We start from the raw sequence: 16,923 nt of genomic DNA, 5'->3' as shown, positions 1-16,923 counted from the left end.
CTATTGCCTTGGAGTCTCCAGCAATCCAGCCCATTCACACCATTGGCGGGTAAGCTCTAAACCTTCCTGCAATGAGACGACCGGACAAAACCCAAGCTCCTGCTGTGCTTTCGTGCTCTCAAAGCGCACATTTGACGCCAGCAGGTGATACAATCCGGCATCGATGAACAGGCGTCCGTCCCATGCTCCAGACACGTCTGTGGGTTGCGGACCAGTTCCTGAGTCGGGCAACTTCCGTTTCTTGCTCATGCCAAGGATTTTGGATCGCAGGGTCTGGCGAAGACCAGCTGGCAGGTGGTTTAATACCCAGAGCATACGTTGCAGGAGTAGTGGAAATTCAAGCAGTCGAAAAAGCCATACCTTCGTTTCCGGTGCGATCAGGAAGGTTCGCAGTTCCGTCAGCTCCACCTTCGTTTTCGAACGCCAGGAGTTCAGCTTTCGATACGATTCAAGCGGAAGCACCAGCGGACGCGTATCCGGGAGCCACGAAGCCAAAGTCTCCATATAGGTGGAAACTGAGGGAATAGCATCGCACAGGTGGTAAACCGCGTTGCGCGGTGGCTTTTGCAACGCGGCAAGAATGCCCTGAACGGCGTTATCCACGTACAACAGACTGAAAGCCTGCTGCCCATCACCGACCCGCACGGGGCGCCCGGTTTTCAGATAGTTGAGAATGCGGATCACCCATGGTGGTGAATAGGGACCATAAACATTGGCAAAGCGAAGAATGGTATAGCCGGACTCATCCTTCCATACCTTGCTCACCCATCGCTCGGCCCGAATCTTGTCATCGCAGTAGGCATCTCCGCACAAGTGCAGCTTCGCGGATTCCTCTATCGGGCCACGAGGTCGGTAAGAAAACACACCCAATGTGCTGATGTGCACGAAGTGCGAGACTCCCATCTGTCGGGCGTTCGTGGCCAAAACACGTGTGCCCTGCACGGTTGCATTGGATTGTCCGGCACGCGTCGGTTGGTTCTGATAAGCAAGATGGACCACCGCATCCACATCCTGCATTGCTCTTGCCACAAATTCCGGATCGCAAATATCGCCACATAAGGTCTCCACTTTCAGATGACTCAACCGGACCCCGGAACTTGGGCGGTGTACGAGTGCACGAATTTGCCAGTCTGATCGCTGCTCAAGTACTTCGATCAGACGCGAACCCACGAATCCGGATGCACCCGTTACCAATACTCTCGGTTTCATCTCAACAGGCCCTCCGGGATGTTCTGCCAGGCAAAATTGAGTGGAGTGCGGTTCGCGTAGCAGTGATCAAAAAGTTGGAAGTTCAACAGCATGGAGTGAGCGTTTGTTTCATTCCACGCATTATCGACTGTAATTTGATGCAATTTGATGATTTGTTGATAAAAATATTCTTCAATTTGATCTGTAAAATTCTGATTCAGCAGGATTTGATCACGTCGCTCCGGACCCGTTGAATCCGCTTCCGGAACATGCCAATCGATCCAAAGCTCATGCGGCACGTTTGCACCACAACCGAGCGTTGCCCTATCGAACTCGAACTCAAACGCATTCTTCAGCTCGCGCAGTCGGCTCAGTTTCCCCTCAACCTGGACTGGGGTATCCTGCTCCCTCAAGTGAGCGATGAAGCGCAGCGAACACTCGGACTCTACCCCACCCTTCCAATTATCGGCATAATGAAGATGAGAAAAGCGCTCACAGCCGCTGACGTGCAGCACCCGATCCAACGTATGTGCTCCGGTATCGAGCAATACGCCACCGCCAGCAACCTGTGCGTCAAATACGTAGGCACTTTCATTCGCCCACGCATATGGATAGCCCTCCTCGAATCGGATGTTGCGCAGATCACCAAAGCGCTTTGAACGCACGATCTCCCCGAGGTAATGCGTGACCCCATACAACCGTCTGAAAACCCCGATCATCAACGGAGCCTGATGCGATTTACTCAGTTTCAGCAGATGCTGGAATTCTACTGCGTTCACGGCCCCAGGCTTTTCGATGAACACGGATTTCCCATGCTTCAGAAAGTGTTCCGCAATTGGCGCCTGAAAAACGGGTGGCACACAAATCAGTACGAGTTCACATTCATTCAGTGGTACCTTTCGAAAATCGTCCATGCGCTGTTCTATCGCGAAGGCATCACCAACCTTTTGCAGGCGTTCTGGATTGCGGTCCACCAAGCCACACACGTTCAGTCCCGACACACGCTTGATCGCTGGCAAGTGATACTGCTCCGCAATTGCGCCTGCTCCGATAACCCAAGTCTGGACAACTTTATTCATGATCTTAGCTCCTGAAAACACTGCAGGTGAGCATCCATCCATGTAGCGAGATCGAATTGCCGGACGACACGCTCGCGGGCGCCTTTGGAGAAGCGCTCCCGATTCGCCAGCACTTCACGCACGGCATCCGCCAGTGCATCGGGTTCTGGAAGGAACTGCTCGTGCAGGCTTTCGCGCGTACACACCCCCACTCCAGCTTCCTCACCGACCAGTTCGGGAGTTCCCCCGGTTTTGGAATACACCACTGGCAAACCACAGGCCATGGCTTCCAGCACCATGGAAGGACAGACATCCATGTATTTGGTGTGTAACAGAAGATCTCCCTGTAGATAAACATTCTGTGCCATTGCCTGCGCATACGGACCGAGAAAATGCACGAAATCCCCAAGCTTGAGTTGCTCAATCCGATGCTCAACCTCTCGCTGAATGTGCGGCAATACATTGCCGGCGATCTTCAGCCGCAGGTGGCGATCACCCGCACGATGTAGTACATGCAGTGTTTCTACACCCAGGCGCAGTCGGTAGGGATCGTTATGGCTGCCCGCCATCAGTATGACCTGATGGTGTTTTTGTATTTCAGTCTCTGAGGGTGCTACTGGCACAAAGCGCTGAGTATCGATGCTGTTGTAAAGGATGCGCGAGACGCCTTCGAAAGTACCCATCAGCGATTCAGTCGCAGATTTGGCAAATTGACTCTGGAACAGCACAACGTCAGCGAGCTGCATCTCGCGAAACATGCGGCGGTTCATCTTGCGGGCATAGTGTTCACCGTAAAAGTGAGGAAAATAGGAGCCGTTTTGGTTCCAGACGATCTTGACCCCCCGACGCTTGTACCAGCGCAATAAATCATACGTATGATGGTAGCGGGAGCTGCTGACGACATAGAGCAGATTGCAGTGTGAAGGTTGAGCCGGAAACACATCATTCAGATATTGATATTTGACTCCTCCACCGCTGAGCATGCCTTCCCTAGACGGAACGGCGTCGGGAAACCCCATGTGCAGGTAGGCCAGCATAGGATCACCTGCGTGGCCAGACCACTCCATTTGCAGCTGCCTTCGGGTCTTCCAAGCATGCCATTCAATCTCAGCTTTTCGACACAATTTGGCACCCAAATTCATGATTCCACAAACCCCTTCATGAAATTTCGCCAGAGTTCCTTCTGGGCACCATAGGCATGTTGAAGTGCGTTCTGGTATCCCGCCACCGCCATAGCCTCAATCTCTGGACCGTTTTCATGGATCTGCAGCAACCGGTCTCGCATCGCATCAACATCCTCCACATCCACAAGGAACGCATTGCGCCCGTCTTCAATCAAATCCACTGCCTGCCCGACCCTGCTGCTCACCAGGGGTACTTCAGAAATCATTGACTCCAGAATCGCTTTGGGTCCTCCCTCATCCCGAGAGGCCACCAAATAGGCGTCGAGACATTCGTAGAGTCGGGAAATCTCCTCCGGCTGTTTCAGAAAATGATGTTGATGCGGAATGCCCAGCTCCAGCAGACCGTTGCGCACATAACCGCGTGCCGGGCCGGAGAGCAATACGAAGAGTTTGGGAATCCTTGGTCGCAGTTCCTCCATCACCTTGAGAAAGAGATCGGGTCCCTTGATGAGTTTGGGCTCATTACCCTCTTCCCAACCGACCCCATCCTTCTGAAAAGATCCGACCACAAACGCATCCTGAGGCACACCGTATGCCACGCGACTTGTTTCGCTGGAAGCCTTGGATCGGCGCCGGAAGTAAGCCGGATTGATCCCGATTGGAATGCGGTGAACCTGCTCCTCGTCAAAACCATGATCAAGCAACACCTTTCGCATGTGGGCATGGCTCACCTGGATGCGAGTGAAACGCTCACGGTGCGTCACAAAATCCCGAAAATTGCCGTCAAGCTCCTCGTGTCCCTGCTCTGGAAGGCCGTGAAAATAGGCAATAGCGAGGCGATGCGAAGATTCCATGAATTGCGGATCAAGAATACTGAACTGGGAGCCAAGGAATACACTCTGACGCTCACACAATGAGAAATAGTGTGCGGGCAGGCAGCGCAACCCCATTGCGTTCCAAACCTGAGTCAGCTCGGCAATATCGCGGTCGATCGCCCACCCCATCGATTCTCCTACCGGGATCAATCGGCTGTGATCAGCGTAGCGCCGGTTGAATGCTCGAATCACTGGCTTTGTGAACGTTTTGATTCGCGAAAGAAAAGGATACTGCATCTTCGTGTATCTTTTAACCGTGGTCCCAAACGTTTACCCTGACGTGTTCAACAGAAGATAAGGGTTCAAAAGGGGTTCAGCAAGTTGCCTCACGGCAAAGGGCCTACAGTGCATAGCATCGTAAAAGGCAGTATTGTCGAACCCGAGATTTCGGGCATCGAAAGACCCGCTGATTGGAATTTGATGTTGTTGGGCAAAAGAACGGACACGTTTCTCAACCTCAGCAACGACAGGATAGTCCTGTGCCAGATGCTGACTCACCTTGGGGTGATAGGGAACCATTACAAACGCGACTTCAATTTGATGGGCAAGAACCACTTCTATCCATTCGCTGAACTCCTTCCAGAGTGTTTCGGAAATGGAATCAAAGTGGTCCAAACTGTAAACGCCTCCTTGTATGTAGTTGTGCGCTAGACGATTCACTTCGAGCGGTTGCCTTTCGCGAACATGGGAACCATACACCATTGAGCCATCCCATAGACGTGTTTTTCCGTCATTCGTTTCCGTATCGGTAACTTGAATTCCTTTATTGCGATTTGTCAGGAGGGTCCAAAGCGAGGACTGAAAATAGCTGACCGAAATTAATTGCTGCAGGTCAAAAAGGGTCCTTTCCACAACCTCTTCAGCTTCACTTTTCCCGTGAAAGCGCCAATAGGCATCAGCAATCGACTTCCATCGGATTTGTCCGTTGCGTTCGTTGAAGACCCAAGGGTCAATTCCGATCAACAAATGGTCAGGCAATTTTCCCGTTTCCCGATAAAGTTGAAAAATGCCAATCAAATCCTCAAGCGAGGCTCCACTCACCGAATGGTTGCGAAGCGATGAGTTTGTCAGAAAATCATCACGTATCATCAAAGTGCGGCTAGAACCCAAAACAGCATAGTCCGGGGCAGTCTCCAATCCTTCGATGTAGTGGCGCTGGAGTTGTCGCTCATCAAAATTGGCAATGTTGCTGACATTATTGCCTGAGAGCAATTCGTTCGCAAGATTCTCCTCATACTTGAAAACGAAGAGGTTGGCTGGATCGCCAATCAGGTTCACACACACCACAAACCCGAGCACTGCAGTCGCGAACAACATTACCTTTACCAAAAAACGTTTCATCATCAAAACTGGAAATAGATAAACGCATTGCGTTCCAATGCTGCAAACCACAAAACCGAAACGGTTAGGCAAAAGTAAGCAAAATACCGAAGAAAGGGGTTCTGAACTCTGCTCAAACCTTCAATTGCATACGCATGGTGCCTTCCAAACCATTCTATCGCAACAAAAACAATAATAAGCAGCAGCGATTTCAAGGCATACAGCTTGTAGTAAAGATTGGGAAGTTCCAGAAGGGACGGTTCCAGCATGCCACCCAGGAATGCGAATGCATCGCCGAGTGTTGGCGAGCGGAAGAACACCCAGCCCAACATCACCAGCGAAAAGGTCAACATGATCGCAGCTGTTTCCCGGAATGTGGGGAGGAAACGATTCGCTGCAGGAGTATCCATATGCTTTCGGTTTTCCTCTCTCAGGAGCAGTGGGAGAAACAACAATCCATGAAAAGCTCCCCATGCGATAAAGGTCCAGTTCGCACCGTGCCAAAAACCGCTGATCAGGAACGTGAGCATAACATTCCGAATGCACTTCCATCTGGCACAACGGCTTCCCCCCAAAGGGATGTAGACGTAATCCCGAAACCAACTGCTCAGCGAAATGTGCCAGCGACGCCAGAACTCTGCAATATCCCGTGAAAAGTAGGGGTAGGCAAAATTCCGCTGCAATCGTACCCCCAACAAGCGTGCCGTCCCGATCGCGATATCCGAGTAACCGGAAAAATCCCCATAGATCTGGAAGGAAAACAGAAAAATTCCCAGCAAAAGCGCACTGGCGTTGAGTTCATTGTAGTCCTCAAATACCTGATCCACAACAATGGCACAATTGTCAGCAATCACCATTTTCTTAAACAAGCCCCAAAGGATCTGGCGCATGCCATCCACAGCATCAGTATAAGAAAACTCTCTTTTCCTTTCGAACTGTGGTAGCAGATGGGCGGCCCGCTCGATGGGTCCGGCGACAAGCTGAGGAAAGAAACTCACATAAGCGATGTAGGCTAGAGGATCGCTGCACGCAGGAATCTTGCGCCGGTACACATCAATGCTGTAGCTCAAGGTCTGAAAAGTATAGAAACTGATTCCAACGGGCAGAATGACGTTCAACGACCAGAGCGATGTTTCAAACCCTATCGAACTCAACGCCAGTCCAAGGCTTTCAACAAAAAAACCGTGATATTTGAAGGTGAAGAGCAGCCCAAGGTTCCCAGTCAGGCTCGCCATCAGCAACGCCTTGCGCAACAGAACCCGCTGGCTCCGCTGCAACGCAATCCCGATCGAATAATCGAGCACAGTCGAAAACAGAATCAGCGAGAGAAAACGCCAGTCCCACCATGCATAAAAAACATAGCTTGCAGCAGCGATGAATCCATTCTGCGAGGAACGGCTTTGCTTGAACACAAACCAATGCAGGAGGAAGACGGTCGGGAGAAAGAGCGCAAAATCAAACGAATTGAACAGCATCTATCTCGATCCCTCCTCATTTTTACAGCTTTGCTCGATGGCATCCACTACTCGATTGCAAATGTTCTGCAAATCTGGAGAACCGTAGCGCAGCAGGAATTCATTTCGCTGAACCGGATCGATTCCAAATTCGTCCAGGTGCATCCCTGGCAGATCAGAAATGACCCGGTCTGCCGTCCAGGAATAACCGACCCTTTGAAAATCACACAGCCCTCTCCAAAAATGCAATACACGATAAGTATGTTCCAAAGGGTCTCTCGGAATCTCAATGTTGAGAAAACTGCAACCAGCCCCCACTGCCTCCACATAGCCTGAAGTGCGAAATCCGATCATCAGTCTGGAGATGCATGCCAGCTCCACAGCGGTATGAGGGTAATAGCTTTCTTCTCCCACCACGCGATCAGCGATCTGCGCATAGACAGTTCCATCCAACTCCTGATAGTGGCGGGCTTTGACAACAACTTGTGCATCGTGCTTGCGGGCAAAGTGATGAATCGCCTGCAGGCAACGTTTTTCATTTGCCAGGGACACTCCAAACCCCTTCACACCGTATGCAGACAGTGCTTTCAAATAAAATTTGAGCGGGTTGGACTCCGCAAAAAGCCAATCGTAACTCCCGTGATACCCTCGACCGGAAGTGGGTGTCGACCAAATGCCAATGACGGGGCGCTTCGGATCGATTCCCCATCGAGCCAATACTTCCTCCCGATGAACCAAGGGTAGTGTTGCAAGCATTGGATATCCGGTAATGACTGAACGCGAGCGAAACTCCGATTCGGTTGCATTGTCCCACTCATTGCCCAATCGTTTTTCCACGATCCGGAGCATTTTTCTACCATCCGGCCCGAGTTTCTCCAGTTCCGCACACGTTTCGCTATAGCGGGTTCGATGATCCAGGATACAGCTCTCAAGTTCCCAATCGGAGCGAAGACAGAAAAGATCCACTGCCGTCACATCTCTCGCACCATAAAGGCGTTTCAATGTGTCAGTTGTCGAAATCGCAATATAGCGAAACCTGCGATTCCCCCAATCTGCGGATTCGATCCATGGTTTCAAAGGCAAATCAATGCTGGCAATGGCATCACCATCCCAACTCATGAGCTTTGCCATCAACTCTTCCTCCGATTGATAACTGCGAATTTCCGGTTGACCACTTCGGAAGCAGGGAAAGCGGGATGCATCCGGTCGGTTCGAGGTGAAATTCTCATACGATTGATTGTGCAAGCACACAACGTGGTGCCCTCTTGCCATCAGTGCATCCATCACTGGAGCTACCGTTCGATACCAATTGAAGCGAACAATAGGGAAAAGAATCTTCATGTCCGGTTATAAATCCTTCGGATCGATGCGCCGAATGCAGTAACGATCATCCTCCGGTGCGGATGTTCCAATGATCGTGGAAAAAGCGAAATCAATACCGTGTTGTTCCAGAACAGTTTCAATTCCATCAGGAATCGTATGTGGTTTTCCATAGGGATACGCAAAACTGTTGACGGCATCACGTCCGATGTGGGTTCGCAATAGCCCCAGACACGATTGAATATCTTCAATACATGCATTTTCAGAAAGTTCTGCCATGACTTGATGTCGGTGCGAATGGCCGCCAATCATCATGCCTGCTCGTTTCATGGACTTAAGATCCTCCCAGGAAACATACAACTCCGAAGCAAATGCGCTCTCATCGCCAAACTCGGAGGTAAACATCAATGCGAGCAGACGGCTGCGAAGCTGGGGTTCCAACTGGTAATTGATCAGGTATTTCAAACGGGCGACCTCTGGCCGGTCCCAACGATAGTGTCGTGTTACCAGACTCGGTTCCACAGGCAGTTCATCGATCCCAAACTCGGATTTCAATATGTGAAAAACAGAGGCTGCGTAGGCTTCGACTCCCATTGCTGCGAGCAGAAAGTGATTCTTGTGAACGTCCAGTACCCGTTTTTCTTCGATACAAGCTGTCGTAATATAAAATTGACCCGTGACTCCAAAATCCACACAGACCTCCGTCACAAAATCCGCATGCTCCTTGAATCCATCGTCAAATGTCAGAGCACACAGCGGTCTGGAACCAGGCTCGCGGTGGCCGCTGAAAAATTCCCGGATCTTTTCGGCATCTGCGATTTCATAAGTGGAGCTAAGTTCCTGAATCTGCCTTCGGAATGATTGCCGTGAAATCCCTTTGATCCCCGGGAATCTCGAATTCTCAACATCCCGAACATAGTGGTACATGACCGACGTCAGCATTTGAGATGTCTTCATTCCGATTTCAAGGATTCGCCGAAGTGACTGCATATGGCGTCAACCTCGTTGCTATCAAGCAGTTTCTTCCATTGGCCGATGCTGTCGTCAAAGATCGGGCGACGAATCGACGCCGCTGTTGAACTTCGTTTGCCAGTGACTTTCAGGATCTGATGGTAATCGCGTTCATCTCCACGAAACTCATGCAACCCTTCGACAAAAGATTCACCGATAAACGTCAAAACACGATCCAATACCGCTCGGGTCTCACGAACCAACTCTTCATAACCCACAACCTGAACAGATCGTTCTTCCGCATAATGCTGCAATTGCGCCTGAAACTCCGCTGCCACAACGATGAAATGTTCGATACCCGACTTTTTGTTTTTCTTCCAACTCGCAAATACATCGAGCAGATTTCGACGGGTGATCAGTATTTTTGCCTCGGGCCAACTCTCGAGAATGGATTTGATGTGGAAGACATTGTCGGGCGATTTCTCAAGCCACCGTTGCTTGCCAGCCCGACGTGTTGCAAACTGCATCAATTGGTTGAGGTAGTCTGCTCCACTCCGAGATTGGGCGATCAAGGTTGCAACCGTTTCATCTGAGAGCTCATAGAAATCCCTTACCCATTGATGCCGCTGATGCTCCCGGTAATGCGCAATATCCTGAAAGGCATCTGAAAACCAATGCGTTTCCAATCCGGAAAAAATGGAAGGATGATTCTCCAGGATCTTGCGCAACAAGGTCGTCCCGGACTTCATCAGACCACCGATGAAAATGGGAGCAGCGAGAGGATTCGTATTCAATTCAACACTCATTCAAACAATGCAATAGTTTCTGTGCCACAAAGACTTCGGTTTGACGCATCGCATCTGCACTTGCACCTCCGATATGCGGAGTCAAAATCAGATTCGAGTGCGACCTGGCATACTGTAACAATGGATGAGTCTTCAGAGATGATTCATCAAACCGCAACTCATCGGCTAACACATCCAATGCTGCGCCTCTAATGGTATTTTCTTGCAATGCTGCAAGCAAGGCCTGCTCATCAACAATAGCCCCTCTGGACGTGTTGATGAGAATCGCCGAAGGTTTCATCTTTCTCAAACACTCTCGGGTGAGAGACCGTTCCGTTGTGGAGTCCAAAGGCAGATGAAGAGTCAGTACATCCGCATCACGCAACACCTCATCCCTACTGACCACGGAGATGATCGGATCTGTACTCAAAATGGGAGCAATGTCGTGAACCATAACTTGCATTCCAAAAGCCTTACCGTAGCCTGCAATCTGGCGCCCCAATCGCCCGAACCCGAGGATCCCCAGCACTTTTCCTCTCAGATCAAAACCGACAAATGGGTCGCGATTCCATCGAGCTTTCAGCACATCCGCATGTGCTTGGGGTATTTTACGATTCAACGCCAGTATAAGACCCCACGTCAATTCTGCCGTCGCAACAATGCGATCCAAATAGGCAGTCTCTCCCTTGAGCGAGATGACCTTTATCCCTCTCTGCTGCACAAGTGGTAAATCAATATGATCCAGTCCTGTTGTGGGAGATACGATGAACTTCAGATTCGGGAAACGATTGAGCAACGCGCGATCCATACGGTATTTCAGGCGAATTACTAAAATCGATATGGCCTCGGCATCACTTTCAGAAAAATCATGCAATGGACCCTCCAGACAGAAGACGTTGCCCAACGAACGATAGCTGGAGAGTGCCTCGTTGGAATACTCGTTCGACTCAAGAATCAATGTGTTCATCGTCCCGGAAGCAGATCGTTCCAAACTTCAGTAGGTCAACCGTTTTGCAAAGCTAAGCTTTGCTTCACTCAAACACTCGGCGATCTTCACTCCAGATCTGCCATTGCCATACAACGTATCGCAGCTCCCCATCCGCATTTTTCCATGGGATCGAATGGCTTCAAGGATTTTGGCGCTGTCATGTTCAACATCAATCACATTCGATCCTCGATCTCTCCCTTGCTGGCGGCTACCAATATTGATGGCTGGAACACCGAGGAACGAACACTCACGAATCGCTACACTGGAATTCCCGATGATGCATTGAGACCCTTTCAGCACCCTCAGAAAATCGGCAGGCTCCATGTTTTTGAAGTAACGGATATTCTTGCCACGCCCATGCTCTCGAAAGGATCGGATACCCTTCGAAGTACCATCTGCGCCTGCGTCAACATTGGGCCAAAACCATAAGGTGGGAATGTTTGAAGCTTCCACCGCTTCAAGTGTCTGTGTGATCTGTTTTCTCGCTTTTTGGTATTCCGTTGTAACGGGATGCTGGAGCACCACCTGATAGCCCATTGCGAAATCAACGGTGCCTCCAAGACTGGGGTAGCGTTCAATGATCGAAAGCGTATCAAAATCACCTGCTACCGCATCCGCAGCAATGTCGATGGAGGGGCATCCCGTAACATGGATTGACTCGCTGCGCTCTCCCATCTTGATGAGCCGCTCCCGTGCATGTTCGTTCGACACCAGGTGAAGATCCGACAACTTCGTGATGGCATGGCGCACCTTTTCATCAATCGATCCAGTCACCTCCCCTCCCTGCACATGGCAGAGCGGGATGTTCATGTAGGAAGCCGCGATCGCAGTTGCCATCGTTTCGTAGCGATCCGCAATCGAGACCACCACATCAGGCGATAGAGAGTCGAGCACACTCGAAAGCTCGATGATGCCCAAACCCGTCGTCTTCGCCATGCTCCTGGGATCTTCACCCTCGAGCACATTGAACACTGTCGCTGTAGGAACAAAACCATCCTTTCGAATGACATCAATTGCCTTGCCATAACGGTCAAGTAAAGCCGAAGAAGTCACCACCAGCTGCAACTCCAAGCCTGGGTGCGCAACGATCGCGCTCAGTGCCGAACGGATTCGCGAATAGCTTGGCCGCGCGGTAACCACCACACATATTTTGCGTTTATTCATCAAATCAAAGGTTTTACGATCCCCACTTTCGAGTGAAGGAGTCAATCCGCTTTTAAGCCATGTGCTGTACTACTCAAAATCAGCGGGTTCAAAGGCTTCATCCCTCGCTCGGGAACGCACGAGCGTTCGGCCAATCAGTGAACGGTAGAGGGCTGGCTCCATGCCTCCGCCCGGCTTTTTCGCACATAGATCTTCGGCCGTGAGCTGGTGTCCGGCAGGCAAGTCGCGCGTTGCAACCAGGCTGCGGGAGAACATCTGCATTTGCGGGACAAAGCTTTGAGCAAGCGCATCTTTGTTGATGGGCTGCTCCATCATCTGAGCGAGCAACTCACTCGCCCGAACCAGTTCCTTGAGCTGCCCCGGTTCCAGACTGGCTTTCGCATCCGGCCCAAACATGCGTTTGTCGAAGGTCAGGTGCACTTCCAGAAGCCGGGCACCCAGAATCTGAGCCGCCAGGCAGGGGTAGATTTCTCCGGAATGATCCGATAGACCCACCGGAACTTGATAGCGCTCGCTCAGCTCGCTGATGACATTGAGTCCCACCTGATCCATCGGTGTAGGATAACTGCTGGTGCACTGAAAGAGGGCAACAGGATTGCCCGCTGATTGAATCTTAGCGAGCAACTCATCCAGTTGCGTCCATCCACTCATGCCTGAGGAGAGCAGAATTGGAAGGTCGGTAGACAGCATGCGATCCAACAGTGGTGTGTGGTTCAGCTCACCCGAAGCCACTTTCCATGCAGGAACCCCGAGATCCAACAACAGTTGAAATGCCCGTTCACTGAATGCGGAACTGAGAAAGATCAGTCCGGCCTCATCACAGTGGGCTTTGAGTCCGTGCCATTGCGGTTCGGAAAACTCCATGCGTCGCCAGTAATCGATACGTCGATCATCCTCATAGCTGAATTTCACCCGCCAGGCTTCCCGTTCCGTGCTTTCCTCGTCCGCAAAATGGGTCTGGAACTTGATCGCATGCACTCCGCATTCGGCCGCCAGATCGATGTAGCTGTGAGCCATGCCCAACGAACCATCATGTGCCTGAGCAATTTCGGCAATGATCAGGGGTCGCGATACGCTACCGTTGAAAACGTCTTGAAAGGTCATCTTCACAAGTTCTCAGGTGAATGGAGTTGCCTGTCAAAGTAACTCCTCAAGGTTTCGAGATCTTCCGCGGAATCGAGGTTGACCGACTGGGCTTTTGACATTTCAAACAGGAGCGGACGGTCTGAAACGAGTTTTCCATGCTGTCGAAGGTAATCGACATCGCACAGATAGATGGCTCCGTTGCGCACATAGAGCGGTGAAACGTCCTGCCGTGCCGAACCGGTATTATGTTGTGCAGCCAACGGCACAGCATGCCCTTCTTCATGGAAATATAGAATGGTCGGAAGCAGCGAGGGTTCCTGAAAGCAACTGATCAAGGATGGCTCCGTTGCCGAACGAAATTGAGCCACGGCTTCGACAATGTGCTCCGCACGACGCAAGGGTGAAGTCGGCTGTAAAATCAAAACCGCATCAAAGGCCTGTCCGCGTTCAGCCGCGAAATAATCCAATGCATGCAAGACATAATCGATGCTGCGTGAGCGATCACCCGCCAGACTTGGTGGACGCAGAAACGGCACTGGTGCACCCCACTGCCTTGCGATGGCTGCAATGCCTTCATCATCTGTCGATACGATGAGTTCCTGAACTGCCCCTTCCTGCAAAGCTTGAAGAGCAGGTCCGATTGTATGGGCAATCATCGGCTTTCCACCCACGCTAAGCGTATTCTTGCCTGGAATACCTTTCGAACCACCGCGTGCCGGGATAATCGCGAGAATGCGTTTTTCCAAAACAGTCATGTCAGAAGAACGGATGAAGTGGAATTTCAAAAATGGATTTGATACAGGTCAGGACTTGAAACCCCAAATCACAAAGGCCTGCCCCATGCCTTCCTCGCAAAGCCAGGGATGTTTTCCCGTCGCAACACGACGGTCCTCAAGTTGTTTCTGAAAGTGCGCGACAAGTGCAGCTTCGCTCTCACCAGGCATGAGGGAGAATGGGAAATCGATGGAATGCGAGATCATCGGCAATGGATATACTCCAGAGTGCTGAATTCCGTGCAACGGAAGCTGCTCCAAGACCTCAAGGTAGCGCTGCGATCCGAAATCAGAACGAAAAACTGCATCTTTCTCTGGCACAGAGGCACCATGCCCCTGTCGTTGATATCCTTTGAGCACTTCATTGATCCAGTGATAGTCCTTCTGCACGTTATCGTCGTAGTGCGGAACGATGTAGGCAATGAAGAGTCCACCCGAAGCCAAAACCCGAACCTGCTCCGACAAAGGTTTTTCAATCGACTCAAAGTGCTCCATCAGCCCAATCGAGTACAGCACATCAAAGGAGGCGTCCTCAAATGGCAGGGCGCACACATCTGCAACCTGAAACGTTGCCGACAGGTCGTTCGCCGCAAAAATTGACTTCGCGATCTCAATCACCTTGGGAGAAAGATCCACGAGCGTGCAGTCAAATCCTGCATCGCTGAAATAACAGGACAGACTACCCCGACCACAACCTACCTCCAACGCGCGTTTTCCACCGTTAAACTGCGGATCCTGCATGAACTCGGAAAACAGGGTCCAGTGATTCCGAAATGCCAGCTGAATCTGATTTTGAGGCTCACCCCGGGTCCAGTGCGTGTAGGTGGATTCCGAGCGTGTTTCCCAATTCTTGGAAAACGCCCCAATGCTGCCGTGGGTATCGTGTGAAGCAGAACTCATTTGCAATCCTATCTGGGACTCAGTTCACAGCCGCCACGTGCGCTGCATTTTTCTCACAAAACCAGGCATACGTGCGCTCGAGTCCCGTATCCAGCGCTGTGTTTGCCTGAAATCCCAGCGCCTGCTTCAGGTGCGACACATCCGACACCCGACGGGTGATGTGATCCCAGTCCCGCCGGGGCTGGAACTGCAGTTCGCTTCTCGAACCGGTCAGGGAAATAATGCGCTGCGCGAGATCCAGAATTCCCGTCTCTCGTCCCGTGCCGGTATTAAAGGTCTGTCCAATGGCTTTCTTCTGCTCCATGCCAAGTTTGAGGATGTGCACGGTATCGGAAATATAGGTGAAATCCCGGGTCTCCTGCCCTGTTCCCGTGATGACAATGGGAAGATTGTGAATTGCCCGATAGAAAAAATTGGGAATCACATTGCGATATTTGCCGGGATATTCACCGGGACCATAGGAATTGAAGAGGCGAAAAATCGTCGTCTGCATTCCATGAAAACGCTGAAAAAAGCTGACATACTGCTCTCCCGTGAGTTTTGTCACAGCGTAAGGCGTATCAAGTTCGCCCAGTTTGACCATGCCCTCATGCAGTGGTTCGTTGCTCGCACCATATACACAGGAGGAAGAGGTATAAATGAAGCGCTGCACCTCCGCCCTGCGCGAATATTCGAGAATCTTGAGCGTGCCCATCCCATTCACCAGCAAATCCTTTTGCGGATAGTCCACAGAGTTCTGATTGGCAAAATTCGCGGCGAGGTGAAACACCACTTCCGGGCGTTCGGCAAACACTTCGTTCAGCAGCTCATCATCACAAATCGAGCCACGCCAAAAACGAATCTTCAGATCCGTCAGATTCTCCATCCAGCCGGAAGAAAGATCGTCCAACACCAACACCTCGTGCTCCCGACACAGTTCACGCACGAGAAAACTTCCGATCGCCCCTGCTCCTCCTGTCACCAATATCTTGCTCATGCGTCTGTTCTCCAATATCTTGAAAAAAGGTCTTCTACGACGCGAGCTGCCGATTGACCATCCCAATATTGCGGGGGATGCGCTTTTCGGGGTCCTGCAGCGAGCGACTTCCGAATCGTGGACATCAGATTCTCGGGTTCCACCAAGTGATTTGTACCCTCCAGAATTGTGATCGGGCGCTCCGTATTGGCGCGCAGCGTAAAACAGGGAATGCCGAGAAAGGTCGTCTCCTCCTGGATACCTCCTGAGTCCGTAATCAGCAGCTGCGAAGCCTGGACCAGTGCCATGAACTTCACATAAGAGAGTGGTTCAAACAGTAGAAAATGAGAGCGCTCCAGAATCTCACGGACTTCGGGTCGTTCCACCATACTGCGCGTTCGCGGGTGCACCGGAAACACAATGGGCCGTTCCAACTCGGTAACGACCCGTTCCATTTCGCGCATGATGCGCAGAAATCGCTCTGGTTCGTCTACATTCGAGGGTCGGTGCAGCGTCAGCAGCGCATACTGGTGGGGCTTCAGGCCAAAATTCTCCTGGATGTCGATGGAATCAATACGGGGTTTCAGCCGTACGAGTGAATCGATCATCAAATTTCCCACAAAGGATATTTTTTTCCGATCAACGCCCTCAGCAGCAAGATTTTCATCGGCATCGCGGGAGGGCGTCCAAAGCACATCAGAGATGCGATCTGTCAGCAGGCGGTTGATTTCCTCGGGCATGCCCAGGTCACGACTTCGCAATCCTGACTCGAGGTGTGCCACCTGCAGTCCCAGTTTTTTTGCTGTGAGCGCACACGCGATCGTCGAATTCACATCCCCAACAACGATGACGAGATCGGGACGATGTTCGAGGCAGTGCGCCTCATAGCGCATCATGATCGTGGCGGTCTGAACAGCGTGGGATCCACTCCCCACATTGAGATTGGTTTGGATTACAGGGATCCCAAGTTCGTCGAGTATAT

16 protein-coding genes are annotated in these 16,923 nt (G+C 51.3%); all 16 read right to left on the bottom strand.

The window, feature by feature from the left end; all coding sequences use genetic code 11:
• Window positions 1-1,209 carry an NAD(P)-dependent oxidoreductase gene (locus ABQ298_10775; GenBank protein ID MEQ9824857.1) on the bottom strand — a complete coding sequence of 403 codons (1,209 nt, stop codon included), beginning with the start codon at window positions 1,207-1,209 and terminating at the stop codon, window positions 1-3.
• Window positions 1,206-2,267: a Gfo/Idh/MocA family oxidoreductase gene (locus ABQ298_10770; GenBank protein MEQ9824856.1), complete on the bottom strand. Its 1,062-nt coding sequence runs from the start codon at window positions 2,265-2,267 to the stop codon at window positions 1,206-1,208. Before ABQ298_10770 ends, ABQ298_10775 begins: the two co-directional genes overlap by 4 nt.
• Window positions 2,264-3,283: a glycosyltransferase family 4 protein gene (locus ABQ298_10765; protein ID MEQ9824855.1), complete on the bottom strand. Its 1,020-nt coding sequence runs from the start codon at window positions 3,281-3,283 to the stop codon at window positions 2,264-2,266. The genes ABQ298_10770 and ABQ298_10765 overlap by 4 nt, the downstream gene beginning before the upstream one ends.
• Window positions 3,284-3,384: 101 nt before the next feature.
• The gene (locus ABQ298_10760) at window positions 3,385-4,437 is read right to left on the bottom strand and encodes a glycosyltransferase family 4 protein (GenBank protein MEQ9824854.1); all 1,053 of its coding nucleotides are present in this window, start codon (window positions 4,435-4,437) and stop codon (window positions 3,385-3,387) included.
• Window positions 4,438-4,515: 78 nt separating this feature from the next.
• Entirely contained in the window at window positions 4,516-5,589 is a 1,074-nt protein-coding gene (locus ABQ298_10755; protein ID MEQ9824853.1) for a hypothetical protein, read from the bottom strand.
• On the bottom strand, window positions 5,589-7,040 hold the full coding sequence (locus ABQ298_10750; GenBank protein ID MEQ9824852.1) for an MBOAT family O-acyltransferase: 1,452 nt from the start codon (window positions 7,038-7,040) through the stop codon (window positions 5,589-5,591). The genes ABQ298_10755 and ABQ298_10750 overlap by 1 nt, the downstream gene beginning before the upstream one ends.
• Window positions 7,041-8,360, bottom strand: coding sequence for a hypothetical protein (locus tag ABQ298_10745; GenBank protein MEQ9824851.1), 1,320 nt, complete (start codon window positions 8,358-8,360; stop codon window positions 7,041-7,043).
• 6 nt (window positions 8,361-8,366) lie between these two features.
• The gene (locus ABQ298_10740) at window positions 8,367-9,296 is read right to left on the bottom strand and encodes a polysaccharide deacetylase family protein (protein ID MEQ9824850.1); all 930 of its coding nucleotides are present in this window, start codon (window positions 9,294-9,296) and stop codon (window positions 8,367-8,369) included.
• Window positions 9,293-10,096, bottom strand: a complete 804-nt coding sequence (locus ABQ298_10735) for a sulfotransferase (GenBank protein ID MEQ9824849.1) — start codon at window positions 10,094-10,096, stop codon at window positions 9,293-9,295. Before ABQ298_10735 ends, ABQ298_10740 begins: the two co-directional genes overlap by 4 nt.
• Entirely contained in the window at window positions 10,086-11,042 is a 957-nt protein-coding gene (locus tag ABQ298_10730; protein MEQ9824848.1) for an NAD(P)-dependent oxidoreductase, read from the bottom strand. The genes ABQ298_10735 and ABQ298_10730 overlap by 11 nt, the downstream gene beginning before the upstream one ends.
• Window positions 11,043-11,069: 27 nt before the next feature.
• Window positions 11,070-12,227, bottom strand: a complete 1,158-nt coding sequence (neuC, locus tag ABQ298_10725; protein ID MEQ9824847.1) for a UDP-N-acetylglucosamine 2-epimerase — start codon at window positions 12,225-12,227, stop codon at window positions 11,070-11,072.
• 69 nt (window positions 12,228-12,296) lie between these two features.
• Entirely contained in the window at window positions 12,297-13,331 is a 1,035-nt protein-coding gene (locus tag ABQ298_10720) for an N-acetylneuraminate synthase family protein (protein ID MEQ9824846.1), read from the bottom strand.
• 2 nt (window positions 13,332-13,333) lie between these two features.
• Window positions 13,334-14,068, bottom strand: a complete 735-nt coding sequence (locus tag ABQ298_10715; protein MEQ9824845.1) for an acylneuraminate cytidylyltransferase family protein — start codon at window positions 14,066-14,068, stop codon at window positions 13,334-13,336.
• Window positions 14,069-14,116: 48 nt separating this feature from the next.
• Window positions 14,117-14,986, bottom strand: a complete 870-nt coding sequence (locus tag ABQ298_10710; protein MEQ9824844.1) for a class I SAM-dependent methyltransferase — start codon at window positions 14,984-14,986, stop codon at window positions 14,117-14,119.
• A gap of 19 nt (window positions 14,987-15,005) precedes the next feature.
• Window positions 15,006-15,962 (bottom strand): NAD-dependent epimerase/dehydratase family protein, encoded by a 957-nt coding sequence (locus ABQ298_10705; protein ID MEQ9824843.1) that lies wholly within the window; start codon window positions 15,960-15,962, stop codon window positions 15,006-15,008.
• Window positions 15,959-16,923, bottom strand: a 965-nt coding sequence (gene wecB / locus ABQ298_10700; protein ID MEQ9824842.1) for a UDP-N-acetylglucosamine 2-epimerase (non-hydrolyzing), incomplete at its 5' end; no start/stop codon positions are given. The genes wecB and ABQ298_10705, both read right to left, overlap by 4 nt.

It is taken from the genome of Puniceicoccaceae bacterium, assembly GCA_040224245.1.
Taxonomy (GTDB): Bacteria; Verrucomicrobiota; Verrucomicrobiia; order Opitutales; family JAFGAQ01; genus JAKSBQ01.
The sequence above is the reverse complement of the archived record's forward strand: the minus strand, read 5'-3'. Positions and strand labels throughout refer to the sequence as shown.